Origin of the sequence: Sphingobium chungbukense (assembly GCF_001005725.1) — a bacterium.
Lineage (GTDB): Bacteria > Pseudomonadota > Alphaproteobacteria > Sphingomonadales > Sphingomonadaceae > Sphingobium > Sphingobium chungbukense.
This window is the reverse complement of record NZ_LBIC01000005.1, coordinates 188,721-203,935: the sequence shown is the minus strand read 5'-3', so window position 1 is coordinate 203,935 and position 15,215 is coordinate 188,721. Positions and strand designations below refer to the sequence as shown.

At 63.8% G+C, this 15,215-nt stretch carries 17 protein-coding genes; 2 read left to right on the top strand and 15 right to left on the bottom strand.

Annotation, left to right across the window (positions count from 1 at the left end; genetic code table 11):
* Nucleotides 1-8 precede the first annotated feature (8 nt).
* From YP76_RS11965 to YP76_RS11945, 5 genes are all read right to left on the bottom strand, one after another.
* A complete protein-coding gene (locus YP76_RS11965; RefSeq protein ID WP_046763831.1) occupies nucleotides 9-908 on the bottom strand; it encodes an SMP-30/gluconolactonase/LRE family protein in 900 nt (299 codons plus the stop codon).
* Between the two features lie 11 nt (nucleotides 909-919).
* The gene (locus tag YP76_RS11960) at nucleotides 920-1,873 is read right to left on the bottom strand and encodes an SDR family NAD(P)-dependent oxidoreductase (RefSeq protein ID WP_046763830.1); all 954 of its coding nucleotides are present in this window, start codon (nucleotides 1,871-1,873) and stop codon (nucleotides 920-922) included.
* Nucleotides 1,863-2,627, bottom strand: coding sequence for an SDR family NAD(P)-dependent oxidoreductase (locus YP76_RS11955; protein ID WP_046763829.1), 765 nt, complete (start codon nucleotides 2,625-2,627; stop codon nucleotides 1,863-1,865). The genes YP76_RS11960 and YP76_RS11955 overlap by 11 nt, the downstream gene beginning before the upstream one ends.
* Before the next feature lie 19 nt (nucleotides 2,628-2,646).
* Nucleotides 2,647-3,573 carry an SDR family NAD(P)-dependent oxidoreductase gene (locus YP76_RS11950; protein WP_046763828.1) on the bottom strand — a complete coding sequence of 309 codons (927 nt, stop codon included), beginning with the start codon at nucleotides 3,571-3,573 and terminating at the stop codon, nucleotides 2,647-2,649.
* A 112-nt stretch (nucleotides 3,574-3,685) separates the two neighbouring features.
* A complete protein-coding gene (locus YP76_RS11945) occupies nucleotides 3,686-4,408 on the bottom strand; it encodes a GntR family transcriptional regulator (protein ID WP_046764093.1) in 723 nt (240 codons plus the stop codon).
* A 183-nt stretch (nucleotides 4,409-4,591) separates the two neighbouring features.
* Between YP76_RS11945 and YP76_RS11940 the strand changes: the two genes are divergently transcribed.
* Complete coding sequence (locus YP76_RS11940) at nucleotides 4,592-4,867, top strand: hypothetical protein (protein WP_046763827.1); 276 nt, start codon at nucleotides 4,592-4,594, stop codon at nucleotides 4,865-4,867.
* A gap of 46 nt (nucleotides 4,868-4,913) precedes the next feature.
* Here the strand turns inward: YP76_RS11940 and YP76_RS11935 are convergent, their stop codons facing one another.
* From YP76_RS11935 to YP76_RS29075, 8 genes are all read right to left on the bottom strand, one after another.
* Nucleotides 4,914-6,074 (bottom strand): oxidoreductase, encoded by a 1,161-nt coding sequence (locus YP76_RS11935; RefSeq protein ID WP_046763826.1) that lies wholly within the window; start codon nucleotides 6,072-6,074, stop codon nucleotides 4,914-4,916.
* Nucleotides 6,075-6,077: 3 nt separating this feature from the next.
* Nucleotides 6,078-6,635: a VOC family protein gene (locus tag YP76_RS11930; protein WP_046763825.1), complete on the bottom strand. Its 558-nt coding sequence runs from the start codon at nucleotides 6,633-6,635 to the stop codon at nucleotides 6,078-6,080.
* Nucleotides 6,632-7,414, bottom strand: a complete 783-nt coding sequence (locus YP76_RS11925; RefSeq protein ID WP_046763824.1) for an SDR family NAD(P)-dependent oxidoreductase — start codon at nucleotides 7,412-7,414, stop codon at nucleotides 6,632-6,634. The genes YP76_RS11930 and YP76_RS11925 overlap by 4 nt, the downstream gene beginning before the upstream one ends.
* Before the next feature lie 16 nt (nucleotides 7,415-7,430).
* On the bottom strand, nucleotides 7,431-8,282 hold the full coding sequence (locus tag YP76_RS11920; protein ID WP_052757392.1) for an SDR family NAD(P)-dependent oxidoreductase: 852 nt from the start codon (nucleotides 8,280-8,282) through the stop codon (nucleotides 7,431-7,433).
* Nucleotides 8,283-8,293: 11 nt separating this feature from the next.
* Entirely contained in the window at nucleotides 8,294-9,112 is an 819-nt protein-coding gene (locus YP76_RS11915) for an SDR family NAD(P)-dependent oxidoreductase (protein ID WP_046763823.1), read from the bottom strand.
* A gap of 139 nt (nucleotides 9,113-9,251) precedes the next feature.
* The gene (locus YP76_RS11910) at nucleotides 9,252-9,734 is read right to left on the bottom strand and encodes a VOC family protein (RefSeq protein ID WP_046763822.1); all 483 of its coding nucleotides are present in this window, start codon (nucleotides 9,732-9,734) and stop codon (nucleotides 9,252-9,254) included.
* Between the two features lie 271 nt (nucleotides 9,735-10,005).
* Nucleotides 10,006-10,989 (bottom strand): aliphatic sulfonate ABC transporter substrate-binding protein, encoded by a 984-nt coding sequence (locus YP76_RS11905; protein ID WP_046763821.1) that lies wholly within the window; start codon nucleotides 10,987-10,989, stop codon nucleotides 10,006-10,008.
* Complete coding sequence (locus YP76_RS29075) at nucleotides 10,979-11,113, bottom strand: hypothetical protein (RefSeq protein ID WP_269748640.1); 135 nt, start codon at nucleotides 11,111-11,113, stop codon at nucleotides 10,979-10,981. Before YP76_RS29075 ends, YP76_RS11905 begins: the two co-directional genes overlap by 11 nt.
* A 97-nt stretch (nucleotides 11,114-11,210) precedes the next feature.
* Between YP76_RS29075 and YP76_RS11900 the strand changes: the two genes are divergently transcribed.
* The gene (locus tag YP76_RS11900; RefSeq protein WP_046763820.1) at nucleotides 11,211-12,569 is read left to right on the top strand and encodes an FAD/NAD(P)-binding protein; all 1,359 of its coding nucleotides are present in this window, start codon (nucleotides 11,211-11,213) and stop codon (nucleotides 12,567-12,569) included.
* Between the two features lie 157 nt (nucleotides 12,570-12,726).
* Here the strand turns inward: YP76_RS11900 and YP76_RS11895 are convergent, their stop codons facing one another.
* Both YP76_RS11895 and pdhA read right to left on the bottom strand, forming a co-directional pair.
* On the bottom strand, nucleotides 12,727-14,118 hold the full coding sequence (locus YP76_RS11895; protein WP_046763819.1) for a pyruvate dehydrogenase complex E1 component subunit beta: 1,392 nt from the start codon (nucleotides 14,116-14,118) through the stop codon (nucleotides 12,727-12,729).
* On the bottom strand, nucleotides 14,118-15,173 hold the full coding sequence (gene pdhA, locus YP76_RS11890) for a pyruvate dehydrogenase (acetyl-transferring) E1 component subunit alpha (RefSeq protein WP_046763818.1): 1,056 nt from the start codon (nucleotides 15,171-15,173) through the stop codon (nucleotides 14,118-14,120). Before pdhA ends, YP76_RS11895 begins: the two co-directional genes overlap by 1 nt.
* Nucleotides 15,174-15,215 lie beyond the last annotated feature (42 nt).

Sequence of the window (15,215 nt, the reverse complement as noted above, 5' to 3'; positions counted from 1 at the left end):
CTGATGCGTCAGTAGCGATAATTTGGCTCCGCAATCCCGCCGAAACCCGTGTCGATCGCAAAGACGCCCCCCGCCTGCTCGCCCAGCGGCTGGTCGCCCGGAAGGTGCCGATGCGCCGCGGACGTCAGGTAAAGCGTGGCCATATCCGGCCCGCCAAAGGCGATTTTGGTGGGTTGCAGCACCGGCACGGCAATCTCCCGGTCCAGCCTGCCGTCCGGCGTGTAGCGCGCCACAGCCCCCTTCATCAGCAGGCACACCCAATAGCCGCCCTCCGCATCCACCTCCGCGCCGTCGAAAATCCCGTCGCCGCGGTCCCGCTCTATGAAGACGCGCCGGTTGGAAGGCGTTCCCGTTTCGATGTCATAGTCGAACGCATAGACCACCCCGGCCGGGGAATCGGCCAGATACAGGGTCCGCCCATCGGGGCTGAAGGCCATGCCGTTGCTACAGGTGATGTCCCGGATCACCTCGGTCAGCCCGGCGCCATCCAGCCGGTAGATGGCTGCGCCTCCAGGCACCTTGCTCTCGAAAAAGGAAAGGTCGACCGATCCGATCAGATAGCGGCCCTGCCGGTCGCAGCGCCCGTCATTATAACGGTGCGTCTCGACGCGATAGGGCGGCGGCGCGGCGATGGGCTCCAGCGTGCCGCTGGTCCGGTCGAAATCGAACAGCCCGGTGCGCAGCGCCACGACAACCGGATCGCCCGCGCCGCGCAGCGCGAAGCTGCTGACATGGGCGGGCATCTGCCAGCTTTCATTGATTCCGCTGGCCGGATCGAAGGCATTGAGCCGGCACGCTTCCTGATCGACCCAGAACAGCTTTTGCTCTGCCACGGACCAGACCGGCGTCTCCCCCGATTCCGCCCTGATGTCCAGCACGCAGCGCACAGTCGCATCCCTCTCCCGCATCCTTCGCTCCTTCATCGGATACCCAGCACCAACGCATATTCGTCATAGACGTCCGCCGGCTCATCCAGTTCGTCGCGGCGGCAGATCGCGTCCCAATGCTTCTCGATCTCGGCGGGTCCGGGCATTTCATCGCCCTCCACCTGCCACCCCCTGCTGACGGCGAGCGGCACCTCGCCATAGCGCCCGAAGGCATAGGAGAAGACGCCGCGCGTACGCGCGCAACGATCGCTCGCCAGATAAAGCGCCAGCGCCGCGCTATAGCCCGGATCGCCCTTCCGATTGGCTGCGAAATCAATGCGGTCCATGCTTGCCGCGAAAGCAGGCAGTTCCCGGAAGCCGCTGCCCATGGCGACGCCAACCCGGCTTGAAGCGTTGGGCATCAGCACATTGGAGACGATGCCATGAGGCGCCCCCTCAATGGCGACAATGTGCGACAGACCGACGATTCCCGCCTTCGCCATGGCATAATTGCCCATCCAGCCATGGCCGAACATGCCCGTGCCCGACCCGGTGAAGACGAAGCGACCATAGCCTTGCGCGCGCATCTGCCGGAATGCCGACTGGGCAAGGAAGAAACTGCCCTTCAGATGAACGTCGATCACCCTGTCCAAATCGTCGGCGGTCATGTCCTCGAACCGGTTGTTGACGACGATGCCCGCGCTGGGGATCACAACGTCCACCCGGCCATAATGGTCGAGCGCGCACTGGGTCAGCTTCGCGCCCGTTGCAGGATCGGCGACATTATCGTGATTGGCGACCGCCTCCCCGCCCATCGCCCTGATCTCCGCCACGACGGCATCGGCCGCCTCGTGCGACGCCCCCTGCCCATTGGGGGCGCCGCCCAAATCATTGACGACGACCTTCGCGCCGTGCCGCCCCAGCGCCAGCGCGTGGGCGCGCCCGATGCCATTGCCTCCGCCAGTGACGACCGCCACCCGCCCCTCGAACCAGTTCTCAACGGTCATAGAAGGCGCGCCCCCCATCGACATGCAGCGTACGGCTGGTGATGTAGCCGGCGCCCTCGCTGCCCAGGAATACGATCAGTCCGCCGACATCCTGCTCCCCATCGCCCATGCGGCGCATCGGGATCATCGAAAGATGATGCCCGCGCTCCGCTTCGCTCAGGCTCTGCCACCAGACATCGAACAGCGGCGTCGCCACCATGGGACAGACAGTGTTGACCGTGATCCCATATTTCCCCCAGCCGGTCGCCGCCGTCTTGGTCAGGCCCCTTACGCCTTCCTTCGCGATGGCATAGGCGCCGACCTCCGGCAGCCCCATGGTCGCGCCGCCCGAACCGAAGTTCACGATCCGCCCGCCCCGCTCCTTCATCGTCGGAAAGCAGGCCTGCATCATATAGAGCGATCCGTGGATCGACGAACGCAGGACAAGGTCCAGATTGGCGTCGTCCACTTCCTCGATCGGCCGGTTGTCGGTCGATACGGCATTATTGACCAGCAGCCAGACGGGGCCGAGCTGCGCCTGCGTTCGGGCGACGGTGGCGTTCACCTGCCCCCGGTCGGTGATGTCGCACGGCGCGACGATGGCGCGTCCTCCGGCCCCTTCGATCTGCGTTCGCGTGCGCTCCAACGTTTCAACCGTCCTGCCCACCAGCGCCACCGCCGCGCCGGCCTTGGCGACCGCGAGCGCGATGCCGACGCCCATGCCGGACCCGCTGCCCGTGATCAGCGCGACCTTGCCTTCCAGGGGTCCTGCCATATCTTGTCCTTCTGCCAATTCAGAACAGGCCGGACTTGCCGCCCGTCCAGGGGATGTGCTTGAAATAGCGCTCCGTCTGCGCCCACAGCGTGGGCGTGATGGTGGGTTTGCTGAGATCGCGGATCAGGTCGATATTGGTGGCTATGCTTTCCGGCGTGATCGCCGGATCGAACAGCCCGTCATTGTCGAAGATGGCCAGCCGCGCGACGCGACCGCCGCCCACATTGAAGACTTCACCCCCAAAATCCAACGCATCGCTGCTGAGATAGGCGACCAGCGCCGACACTTTCTCAGGCTGGAAATGCGTACGATACCAGAGCGCCAGCTCCTCGTGCGAGCTCTCCGTCAGCCGGGAGGCGCCGGTGGGGAAAATGCCGTTCACCAATATATTGTGCGGCCGACCGTCGAACGCCGCGTCGTGGGTCAGTCCCAGCAGCCCGGCCTTGCCCGCCGCATAGGGTCCCAAATGCCCCGCCCCCAACACCGCCGACGACATGACATTGACGATCCGCCCGAAACCCTGATCGCGCATCAGGGGCCAGACGCGGCGCAGCAACATGTAGGGACCGATGAAATTGGTCCGCAAAACCCCTTCAATCTCCTCATCGGTGAAAGCATCGGGCTCGCCGATCAACGATCCGCCAGCATTGTTGATCAATATGTCGACACGGCCGAATGCGTCCCGCGCATGGTCGACGATGGCCCGCGCCGCCTCACCGGTGCCCACCATGTCGGCATTCGCTTCGGCTTCGCCCCCTGCCGCGCGGATTTCGTCAACGACCGCCTGCGCGTGCGATATGGTGCCGGGCGCCAGCGTCGATTGAGCGCCGCCATAATCGTTCACCAACAGCTTCGCGCCCCGCGCGGCGAGAAGAAGCGCATGGGTCCGTCCCATTCCCCGCCCGGCGCCGGTGACGATGGCCACGCGCCCGTCCAGTCGAATCATACGCAATCCTCTCGCCCGTTGCCGATGATTATACATGCAACATGCAGAGGATCGACGATACGGGCACAGGCGCGCGAAAGCATCGCCTATGCGTTGGGCGCGCGGACCCGTTTCAGGTGGGCGGTTGGTCCTGGCCCGCCGAACGCTGCTGGAAGGCGCGGGTCCGCTCGATATGGGCGCGCATATGGCGCTCGGCCGCATCGGCATTCCCCGCCTCTATGGCATCGATGATCGCCTTGTGATCACGCAGCACGGCGCGGCCACTCCAGCCCTGGGCGCGGGACAGGCGGCTGTTGAGGACCCGCAACTGCTGGTCGATCTGCACCAGTTGGCGGGCAAGCCGCCCATTGCCCGCGCCGTCACGGATCATCCCGTGAAATGCCGCATCCAGCTCGACATGGCGTGCCAGATCATTTTGCGCCACCACCGCCTCATGCTGCGCAAACAGCGCCTTGAGTTGCGCTATGCCTTCCCCGTCCATGCGCTCCGCCGCGCGACGCACGGTGATGATCTCCAGCCCCTCGCGAATATCCAGCAGGTCCAGAATGTCCGCGGTTCCGCCCGCGATCACCGCCACGCCCGCGCTGGCACGCGGCTCCACCAGCCCCTCGCGCTCCAGGGCGATCAGCCCTTCGCGGGCAGGGGTGCGGCTAACGCCCAGCCGCTTGGCGATTTCAGGTACGCTCAGATGCGTGCCCGGCGCCAGGGTGCCCGACAATATCGCACTGCGAAGCCGCTCCGTCACCATTTCCGTCAGCGCTTCCGGCCGAGCGAGGGGTTCGAGATGTCCCGACGCGTCCTGCTCCGCACCGGCATGTCGCTGTTCATTCTGCATGCAAGGCTCCATGCCCTGAAAGCTGCGGTGATTCAATGCCGACGACGCCGCCCGGCGACTTCCCCTGAAAAGCCCGAAGGCGACAGGGTTCATATAGGTGATCGCTGTGGGGTGCCGTCGCTTTCATTTTGTTCGCCCCGCGACAACATGATAGCGGGCCGCCAGACTAATCATGAGGCATATATGAAATATCTTTTCGCTCTGGCTGCCGCTTTGTCCTTTTCCGCCGTCGCGGTCGCGCAGGACGCGCCCGCCATCAAGGCCCGCACCATGGTCAAGACCGCTGACGGCGTGCGGATCGGATTCATCGATCGCGTCTTCCAGAATGCCGAAGGCGCCCCGACATCCGTGCAGATCATCTACAAGGGCCGCTTCGTTTCGATTCCGGCGGCAACCCTGTCGAACGGCGATAAGGGCCTGGTGACGAGCCTGACCGCCGACGATCTCAAGAAGCTCTAAGTCCCGGCGCAACGGCGAAGCGATGCGGGTGGTCGGCCCGCATCCTTCACTCCAGCGTCATCAGATGCGCGTTGCTATAAGGTCGAATGCCGTCCGTTTGCCCGGCCCGCAGCCGCTTCGGCCAGTCGGGATTGCTGATCAGCATCCGGCCCACACCGACCAGATCGAACTCACCCGCCTCCAGCCGCTCCATCAAGGGGTCAAGACTGGCGAGACCGCTGTCGGTCAACGAAAAATCCTCCCCGTCCATCCAGTTGGAACGCGCCAGGCCCACTGACCCCACCGTCATGGTCGGTACACCCGTCACCTTCTTTGTCCAGCCCGCCAGATTAAGCCTGCTTCCTTCGAATTCGGGTTCCCAGAATCGGCGCGTCGAACAATCGAACAGGTCGACCCCCGCCTCCGCGATGGGCGTCAGGAACATCTCCAGTTCCTGGGGCGTGTGAGCGATCTTGCAATGATAATCCTGCTGCTTCCATTGCGACCAGCGGAAGGTGATCGGAAAATCCGGAGCGGTTGCCGCGCGCACGGCACGGATCAGTTCCACGGCGAAGCGCCCTCGTCCGATCAGGTCGCCGCCATAACCATCGTCCCGCCTGTTGGTGCGGTCCCAGAAGAACTGGTCGATCATATAGCCATGTGCGCCATGGATGTTGACCCCGTCACAGCCGATCCTCCGGGCGTCCGCCGCGGCGCGTGCGAAGGAATCGATGACGTCGGCGATATCGCTTTCGGTCATGGGGACGCCGATTTGCGCCGCTCGGGTGATCGGCGTGATCCAGCCGGTCGTATGCACCAGCGGTTCGGCCCAGCCGGACGGACCGGCCGGCGGCAGATGGGCATTGGGGATTTGCGGATGGTCCGATGCGGGCGGGCGCAGCAATCCGGCGTGCCAAAGCTGTGGCATGAAAGCCCCTCCGGCATCATGCACCGCATCCACGACATCCTTCCATGCGGCCAGCGCGGCGTCGCCATGGAACGCAGCGTGCATCACGTCGCTGGACGCCACCGGATGGTCGACCCGGCTCGCCTCGCCGATGCACAGGCCCACGCCGCCCCGCACCCGACGGACGAAATAATCGACGAAGCCGTGCGGCTGAACGCCATCGTCGGCAAAATTACGCCCCATGGGGGACATGACGATGCGGTTCGGCAGCGTCAGGCCGTTGAGAGCGAAGGGATCGAACAGCGCGGAAAGGTCACGCATGCTTCAGTCATCCAGCCGGGGATAGGGGCGTAGGGGATCGCGGCCGTCCCATTCGCCGTGCGCCGCCTCCATCGCGGCAAGCGCAGCATGAACGGCCGGAGTCCAGGCACCATATTCGACGAAATGGCCGAGCATATCCCGCATGTCGACCATCACCGCCCGGCCGAAGCCGGGCACCACATGGTCGGTGACGATGGCTTCGTCCCGCGCGGCATGGTCTGCGATCGCCGCGTCAATGTCCTCGCAGGCGACCTGCACATGATGCAGTCCATAACCCACGCCGGTCGATGCCGGGTCATATATCGCCGGCCCTGCGCCGCTATAGGCAGCCAGTTCGATATTCATGCCCCGCCGATATCCGACCGCGACCTCCAACATGCCGCGCGCGGGCAGGTCGCCGAAACGCTGGCCCTCCATGTCGAAGCACGCATGGAAGAAGGGTCCCGCCCCCATCCGCCGCGTCCAGTTCGCCACCGCCGCCGCGATGTCGGGCACCAGATAGCAAAGCTGGACGACCTTGCCGGGCTGCTCCGCCGCGATGCTGGTCCAGTCGTTTGTCACCGTTCCGCACCGGGTTCGAAGATCGCGGCGGTCAGATGTTGCCCGCCATCGGCCAGCACGCGATGGCCCAGGATGAAACATGCTTCGTCGGAGACGAGGAACATGGCCGCCCCGCCGACATCCTCCACCGGATCGGCCAGGCGCGGCATGGCCGTGTTGGCGATCAGCGTTTCGACACTTTTGCCCTTCCCGGCGCGATAATCCGCGAAAACCCCGATGTCCGGCACGGCTGCCTGGAGGAAATTGACGAGAATGCCGTCCTTCCCCCATTCCACGCCGGCCGACCGGCTAAGTCCGGTCAGCGCGAAATCCATGGTGACGGCATCCGTCACACCCTCGTTCGCGGTGGGACCATAGATGGATCCCAGATTGACGATGCGCCCCGCGCCTGCCGCCTTCATATGCGGATAAACCGCCTGCATCATGTTGAGCGCATTCAAAAGCACATCATGGAATGCCGCGGTAAAATCGGACGCCGCATTCTTCTTTGCCAGCCTTTCCCACTTCAGCGCCGCGTGGGCGCCGTTCAGCAATATGTCGATCCGGCCATGCGCCTCTTTCACCGCATCGGCGATCGCCCGCGCCGCGGCGGGATCCGCAAGATCGGCGCCGCGCGCTTCCGCACCGGGAATGGTGCGCGCCACCGCCTGCGCCGCCTCCTGATCGCGGTCGACCAGCACGACCTTCGCGCCTTCGCGGGCGAAACGGCGGGCTATGCCCTGCGTCAGTTCATTGGCCGCGCCCGTAACGATCGCGACCTGCCCTTCGATCAATCCCATCCTGTCCTCCCCGCGCTCAGGCCGTCAGCTCGACGGTGGCCTGGCTGTGGCCCTTGTGAATATCGGTGCCTTCCTCATGCATCTGGAGGGGCGCGGTCGCCCATACGCCGCCGTCGACGCAGAAGACCTGCCCGGTGATGAAGCGGCCATTGTCGCTGCAAAGCCCCAGCACCGCGCCGGCAATGTCGATCTCGCAATCGCCCATGCGGCGCATCGGGAACTGGCGCACGCTCGCCTCGGCCATTTCCCTGTTCTGCTCGGCCCAGCTCTTGTACGCCCAGCTATCGCCCGCCGGGGTGATGCAGTTGACGGTGATATTGTCCTTGCCGAATTCCCGCGCGGCGCTGCGCGTCAGCGCCTCATTGGCGGATTTGGTGATGTTATAGTCGCTCGAATAGGGCTGACCCCAGATATTCCAATGGCTGGAGAAATAGATCAGCCGCCCGCCTCCGACCTTGCGCATGTGCGGAACCGCCGCGCGGCTGGTCCAGAGCGACTGGTAGAAGCCGGTCATCAGCGTCATGCTGTAATCGGCGTCGGGCTTGTTCTCGATCGACCGGACAGGCGCGATCCCCTGCGCATTGTTGACGACGATGTCGAGGCGGCCGAAATGTTCGGCGGCATTGTTGACCAGATCCTCCATCTGCTGCCGGTTGCCGACATCGGCAGCGACGAACCGCGCCCGCTCCGCCGCGCCGGGAATCTGCGCGATCAGCGCCTCATTCTCCCGGTTGTTCTCCGCGCTGCGGGAACAGTAGACCACCGCCGCGCCTTCCTTCAGGAAACGCAGCACGATGCCCTGCCCGATGCCCTTCGTGCCTCCGGTGACGACCGCCACCTTGCCGTTCAGCCGCCCATGCGTCTGCATCTCTTCTCTCCTCAAGCTGTTTCGACCAGCGGCTTGCCCGCCGCCATCCGCCACATGTCCGCGACCACCGGCAGATGGATCGTCTGACCGCCGTCCACGGCCAGGAGCTGCCCGGTGATATAGCGCGCCGCATCCGACAGCAGGAACAGTGCCGCCTGGGCAATGTCCTCCGGCTCCCCCAGATAGGGCAGCACATTATTGTCGAGCGTCATCTGAAAGAACCGGTCGCCCATATTGCGTGTCGTGGGCGTGTCGACGAAGCCCGGCGCTATGGTGTTGCAGCGGATACCCCGCTTGCCATAGGCGGTGGCGATCGACTGGCTGAGGCTGTGCACCGCGGCCTTGGACGCCGCATAGGCGGGGACGGTGCCCAGCGACAATATGCCAGCGGTGGAGGATATGTTGACGATCGCGCCGCCTCCGCGCTTCAGCATTTCAGGAATGCAATATTTCGCCGCCAGCATCGGTCCGCGCAGATTGATCTCCAGCGCGCGGTTCCAGATCGCCACCTCCATTTCGTGGATTTCGCCGTCCGCCCCGGTTTGCTCGGGGGCGTTATAGGAGACGGTGTTGTCGAGCAGGTCGACGCCGCCGAAGCGTGCCACGGTCGCTTCCACCATGGCCCGCGCCTGCGTCTCGTCGCGCAGGTCGACGCGCATCGCCAGCGCCTGGCCACCCGTCTCCGCGATCGCGTCGGCGGCGGACAGCGCATGGCTTTCGTCAAGATCGGCGATCACCACGGCCGCGCCATGTGATGCCAGCAATTGGGCTGTCGCCCTGCCGATGCCCGAAGCACCCCCCGTCACGACAGCCACCTTGTCCGTCAGCATGGACCGCACGACTCTCTCCCGCTTTATATTTCACCAGGCTTATCATTATTGCGCGAGGAGTAGTCAATATGCCCTTTTTTTGTCTGTTACTCCGTATAAAATCGACGACATAGGATCTTAATAAGAACGATCGTTCTTATCAATCTCGAGTTGCGGTGCGCGGCACGGATCCGAAAAAGGCTTTTCCGCCTTCGTCCAGACGAATGAATTCCGACCACACGCCCAGGTCGCATCGCGTATCGGCATAACTATAGTCGAGCGCACCCGGCATGGAGCCGGCCATCGGCACATCATAACCCATGCTCTGAAGCCGATCGATCATCGCCTGATGATCGTCGATCAGATAGCCGAAATGATGCAGCCGGATCGGCCCCGCTGCGGAGGGCACATGATCGTCGTAGATCGTCTTCTGCATCGGATCGGGCTCTATGATCTCCGTCATCACATCGTCGATCCAGGCAAGCGCGATGCGTCGTGTCGGTGCCGGCTGGCCATTGATCGCGGGGGGCTCGTTCACCGCGAATTCGACCGGGCCGAACTTGGCGCGGAACGCCGCGACGGCCGCCTCCACATCGCGCGTCACATAACCGAACTGGAAGAAGCCCTTGAAGAAATTCTGCATCCCACTCTCCTTTTGAGCAATATAGATACTTTAAAGGACCTATTTTGCCAAGCGCGGTGCTGCGCTTCCCCGGAGGCGGAACGTCGCTCAATCGTTTCCACATGGTCATGGTCAAGGATCGGCGGGCCGAGGCGGACGCTTCGACCACTCCGATTTCCTTGTCGAGGAAGCCGGTCAGCAGGAGGCAGCGATGGCCAGGATGCTGGTCAAATCAAGTCCCGGCTTTTTTGGGATAGGGTCGGGAACAAATGCCCGGCCAGGCAAATGGTCTTCAGTCTCTTTTCGGTATGGAATCGTTGAACCGCCTATCCCATAACGGCCGCACATCGACTGGCTTGGGCAACATCTTCTGCGCGAAGAAAAGGTCCGCCACCCCCTGCTGGGAGGCGATGGCCGCATCGGTCACGGGGCGCAGTTCAAAGCTGGCACTCTGGCGCCGAAACTGGTCCACCACATAATCGCGCGGCACACCGATACTCTGCGCGACGATATCCGCCCATTCCGTGCGGTTTGCCGCGGCCCAACCAAAGGCCTGCTGCATCAGCGCCAGATATTCGCGGATGACCGCCGCCGTCTCCGGATCGGCCAGCGCGTCGACATGGGCGCACACCAGATAATTGCCCGACAATATGCCATAGGCGGTGCGCAGCACCCGCGCGCCATCGGTGGCAACCGCCCTCTGGATCGGGAATTCATAGATGGCCCAGGCATCCAGCGCCCCTTGGGAAAAGGCCGCCGCGCCATCGGATACGCTCATGGCGACCGGCGTGATGTCGTCCCAGCCCAGACCCACTTCCTCCAACATCCGGATCAGGAAATATTGCGATGTGGTGGCCCGCACATAGCCGACCCGCTTGCCCTTGAGATCGGCTATGGAGCGCGCCCGGGACCCCTTGGGCACCAGGACCACCTGATTGTTGACATCGCCATGGAGGACGGCGATCTGACGGAAACTCTGGATCGTTGAGGCGGCCGCGAAGATCGGTGGAATCTCGCTCATCTGTCCAAGGTCGAGCGAACCGCCGTTCAGCGCCTCCACCACCAGATGACCGGACTGGAATTCGCTATATTGAAGGTCCAGACCCTTGGGCACGATCCCGGCCGCCTTGAACAGCAGCCTTATATCGCCTCTCCCCTTGCCCGTGACCGCGACACGCAGCCGCGCGCCCCGGCCCGCACCGCAACCCGCCAACAGCAAGCCGGATGCCGCCCCCGCACCCAGGAAACCGCGCCGCGACCAATATTCAGCGACCACGGGCACTTTCCCGATTGGTCGCCGCCCGCTCGAACAGCACCACAGTGGGATCACGCAAAAATTCATGGCGCGCGGCATCGTACAGGCGGATCCAGCCCTGGATCAGGGAACGCACAAGCTTCATATTTGTCCTTCCGGCATAGCTTGCCTATTTATCTATTTCTTCGGTAGAGATAAGTCTCGCAAGCAATGCTGCGCCAACTATTAGAAATGCTTGATTCATGCTGAAGGTCGATCACGCTGCCATTGTCGGAGGAGGCTTCAGCGGCACCCTGCTGGCGATCAACCTGCTGCGTCACGGCGCGCTGCGGGTGACGATGGTCGAGCGCCATGCCGACCGCATGGGCCGTGGGCTGGCCTATGGCGCGGCGCAGGCGAGCCATATTCTCAACGTACGCGCGGCCAATATGAGCGCCCTGCCCGACGATCCGGATCACTTCACCGACTGGCTGAAACGGCAAGGTCTGGGACAGGAAGGCAGCTTTGCCACGCGGCGCGACTATGGCGCCTATCTCCGCGCGATGCTCGACGAAGTTCGGGTCCTGGCGAGCGACAGGCTGACCGTAATAACGGATGAGGCGGTCGACCTCAGGCAGCGCGGCGACGGCATCGACATCGACCTGCGATCCGGCGCCCGAATGGATGCCGATATCGTGGCGCTGGCGCCCGGCAATCTGCCGCCCCATGATCTGCCCGCATTTGCCGCCCTGCCGGGCGACAACCCGGCCTATGTCAATGATCCCTGGTCCGCGACCATTGCCGAGGGGCTGATGCCCACGGATCAGGTTCTGCTGCTGGGCAGTGGCCTGACCGCCGTGGACTGCGCGCTCAGCCTGGACAGCACCGGGTTCCGTGGGCGGGTCGTCGCTCTGTCCCGGCGCGGACTGGCCCCACAAAGTCATGCCGCCACCGTGCCCTACACGGCCTGCAACGACCGTCCGAGGGGGAGTGCCTCAGCGCTGGTACGGTCATTGCGCAATCGCAGCGTGGAGATCGGCTGGAGAAATGCCGTGGATGAGTTGCGCCGCTTCACCCAGGACATGTGGCGCGCCGCCAGCGCGGAAGAACGCAGCCGTTTCCTTCGCCATTTACGGCCCTATTGGGACGTCCATCGCCACCGCATCGCGCCGCAGGTGGCGGCACGGCTCGCGTCAATGCGGAAGGAGGGACGACTGCAAATCCATGCGGCCAAGGTCGTGCAGGCCGTCCCCGATGGTCGGAGCCTCGATGTCCATCTGCGCGGGCGTGGCCAGGATAGGACGGAGGCGATGTCTTTTGCCCGGGTGATCAATTGCACCGGTCCACTGGGCGACCTGCGACGCGCCGATGATCCGTTGCTGCGTCAATTGGCTATGCGGGGTGACATCCGGCCCGATCCGCTGGCGATCGGCATCGATGTCGATCGGCAATGCCACGCCATCGCCCGCGATGGGGCGATCCAACAGCGGCTGTTCGTGGTCGGTCCGATGACGCGGGGCGCACATTGGGAAATCGTCGCCGTCCCCGACATTCGTCGTCAGGTCTGGCAATTGGCGCGCGAAATCACCGGCGCGCATTGGGTCGAAGCCGAAGGTCTGTGACGGCCTTGCTTATGCCGGCCTCACCAACATGCAACGGGTTCAGCAATCTATTTCGGTGTCCGATTCAAGAGATGAGAACCCTTGCCGCACAATCGGAAGGGTGCCTCTGATCCCCCTCATAGGGATGAGGCACCCATCCATGATTTTGCCATCGGCCTTACCGATAGCAGACTTTTTTGACAGCGGCGACGACGCGTGACGGGTCGATGAGTGCGGCCTTTTCAAGGTTGGCGGCATAGGGGAGCGGCACGTCCTCGTTGGTGACGCGCAGCACCGGGGCGTCGAGGTCGTCGAAGCCCTGTTCCATCACCACCGCCGCGATCTCCGAGGCGATCGAGCAGACCGGCCAGCCCTCCTCCACCACCACCAGGCGGTTGGTCTTCTTCAGGCTCTGCAACACCGTCGCGGTATCCAACGGACGCAGCGTGCGCAGGTCGACCACCTCCGCATCGATGCCCTCGCCCGCCAGCGCCTCCGCCGCCTCCAGCGCCACGCCCACGCCGATCGAATAGCTCACCAGCGTCACGTCCCGGCCCTCGCGCATGATCCGCGCCTTGCCGATCGGCAACACATAATCGTCGACCTTGGGCACATCGAAGCTGCGGCCGTAGACCAGCTCATTCTCCAGGAACACCACCGGATCGTCCGAGCGGATCGCCGCCTTGAGCAGCCCCTTGGCATCGGCCGCATCATAGGGCGCGATCACGATCAGGCCGGGAACCGCCGCATACCAGGGGCCGTAATTCTGGCTGTGCTGCGCCGCGACCCGGCTCGCCGCGCCGTTGGGGCCACGGAACACGATCGGGCAGCGCATCTGGCCGCCCGACATGTAATTGGTCTTGGCCGCCGAGTTGATGATATGGTCGATCGCCTGCATCGCGAAGTTGAACGTCATGAACTCGACGATCGGCTTCAACCCGCCCATCGCCGCGCCCGCGCCGATCCCGGCAAAGCCATATTCGGTGATCGGCGTGTCGATCACCCGCTTGTCGCCAAATTCCTCCAGCAGGCCCTGCGTCACCTTGTAGGCGCCCTGATATTCGGCGACTTCCTCGCCCATCACGAAGACCCGCTCGTCGCGGCGCATTTCCTCCGCCATGGCGTCGCGCAGCGCTTCGCGAACCGTCGTCTTGAGATATTCGGTGCCCTCGGGCAGCGCCGGGTCCTTGACGGTCGCCTTCGCCTCAGGGACCAGCTTCGCCGTACCGCTCTGCGCCTTCTTCGGTTCGGGAGCCGCCTCAGCCTTGGGCGCTTCCGCCTTGGGAGCCGGAACAGGCGCTGCCGCGTCATCCGCCCCTTCGCCCGCCCCTTCGCCCGCCATCGTCGCAATGACGGTGCCCACCTTCACCCCCTCGGTGCCTTCGGGAACGACGATCCGGCCGATCTGGCCCTCATCCACCGCCTCGAACTCCATCGTCGCCTTGTCGGTCTCGATCTCCGCCAATATGTCGCCCGAGCGGACCTCGTCCCCTTCCTTCACCAGCCATTTCGCCAGCGTGCCTTCCTCCATCGTCGGCGACAGCGCCGGCATCTTGATCTCGATACCCATCAATATTGCTCCACCAGCACGTCGGTATACAGATCGTGCAGTTCCGGTTCGGGAGAGGTTTCGGCAAAGTCCGCCGCGTCGCTGACGATTTTGCGGATGTCCTGGTCGATTGTCTTGAGTTCGTCCTCGGATACGCCCGCTGCGGTGAGATATTTCTTCACCCCCTCGATCGGATCGGACTTCTCGCGCATCGACTGCACTTCCTCGCGCGAGCGATATTTGGCCGGGTCCGACATCGAGTGGCCGCGATAGCGATAGGTCTTCATCTCCAGAAGGATCGGGCCATTGCCCGCCTGCACCCATTTGAGCGCCTCTTCCGTCGCGCCGCGCACGGCGAGCACGTCCATGCCGTTCACCTGGATGCCCGGAATGCGGAAGCTCTCGCCCCGGCGATACAGTTGGTCCTCGGCCGAGGAGCGGTTGACGCTGGTGCCCATGGCATATTGGTTGTTCTCGATCACGAAGATGATCGGCAGCTTCCACAGCTCGGCCATGTTGAAGCTTTCATAGACCTGGCCCTGGTTCGCCGCGCCGTCGCCGAAATAGGCGACGCACACGCCGCCGTCTCCATTATATTTGTGCGCAAAGCCCAGCCCCGCGCCCAGCGACACCTGCGCGCCGACGATGCCGTGGCCGCCGTAGAATTTATGCTCGACGCTGAACATGTGCATCGATCCGCCCTTGCCGCGCGAAATGCCCGCTTCCCGGCCGGTCAGTTCCGCCATGATGACATTGGGATCGATGCCATAGGCCAGCATGTGCCCATGGTCGCGATAGCCGGTGATCACGCTGTCCTTGCCGGGCTTCAACGCCGACTGGATGCCCACCGCAACCGCTTCCTGCCCGATATACAGATGGCAGAAACCGCCGATCAGACCCAGACCGTAAAGCTGCCCCGCCTTCTCCTCGAAACGACGGATCAACACCATCTGACGGTAAAATTCCAGCAACTCCTCTCGCGTCGCTTCATAATCCTCAGGCAACGAAGGCCGTAAACGGTTATGATCCGCACCTGCTGGCGTATCTTGTGGGGAAGAGGCAATCTGGTCCGTCATTTCCTGTCCCTTGTTCCAGCACGGGCTGAACAGTTATCGCTA

What these genes read in the sequence shown, in the direction of transcription:
- YP76_RS11965 (WP_046763831.1), bottom strand. Translation starts at nt 908, where the DNA reads ATGCGGGAGAGGGATGCGACTGTGCGCTGCGTGCTGGACATCAGGGCG.
- YP76_RS11960 (WP_046763830.1), bottom strand. Translation starts at nt 1,873, where the DNA reads ATGACCGTTGAGAACTGGTTCGAGGGGCGGGTGGCGGTCGTCACTGGC.
- YP76_RS11955 (WP_046763829.1), bottom strand. Translation starts at nt 2,627, where the DNA reads ATGGCAGGACCCCTGGAAGGCAAGGTCGCGCTGATCACGGGCAGCGGG.
- YP76_RS11950 (WP_046763828.1), bottom strand. Translation starts at nt 3,573, where the DNA reads ATGATTCGACTGGACGGGCGCGTGGCCATCGTCACCGGCGCCGGGCGG.
- YP76_RS11945 (WP_046764093.1), bottom strand. Translation starts at nt 4,408, where the DNA reads ATGCAGAATGAACAGCGACATGCCGGTGCGGAGCAGGACGCGTCGGGA.
- YP76_RS11940 (WP_046763827.1), top strand. Translation starts at nt 4,592, where the DNA reads ATGAAATATCTTTTCGCTCTGGCTGCCGCTTTGTCCTTTTCCGCCGTC.
- YP76_RS11935 (WP_046763826.1), bottom strand. Translation starts at nt 6,074, where the DNA reads ATGCGTGACCTTTCCGCGCTGTTCGATCCCTTCGCTCTCAACGGCCTG.
- YP76_RS11925 (WP_046763824.1), bottom strand. Translation starts at nt 7,414, where the DNA reads ATGGGATTGATCGAAGGGCAGGTCGCGATCGTTACGGGCGCGGCCAAT.
- YP76_RS11920 (WP_052757392.1), bottom strand. Translation starts at nt 8,282, where the DNA reads ATGCAGACGCATGGGCGGCTGAACGGCAAGGTGGCGGTCGTCACCGGA.
- YP76_RS11915 (WP_046763823.1), bottom strand. Translation starts at nt 9,112, where the DNA reads ATGCTGACGGACAAGGTGGCTGTCGTGACGGGGGGTGCTTCGGGCATC.
- YP76_RS11910 (WP_046763822.1), bottom strand. Translation starts at nt 9,734, where the DNA reads ATGCAGAATTTCTTCAAGGGCTTCTTCCAGTTCGGTTATGTGACGCGC.
- YP76_RS29075 (WP_269748640.1), bottom strand. Translation starts at nt 11,113, where the DNA reads ATGAAGCTTGTGCGTTCCCTGATCCAGGGCTGGATCCGCCTGTACGAT.
- YP76_RS11900 (WP_046763820.1), top strand. Translation starts at nt 11,211, where the DNA reads ATGCTGAAGGTCGATCACGCTGCCATTGTCGGAGGAGGCTTCAGCGGC.
- YP76_RS11895 (WP_046763819.1), bottom strand. Translation starts at nt 14,118, where the DNA reads ATGGGTATCGAGATCAAGATGCCGGCGCTGTCGCCGACGATGGAGGAA.
- pdhA (WP_046763818.1), bottom strand. Translation starts at nt 15,173, where the DNA reads ATGACGGACCAGATTGCCTCTTCCCCACAAGATACGCCAGCAGGTGCG.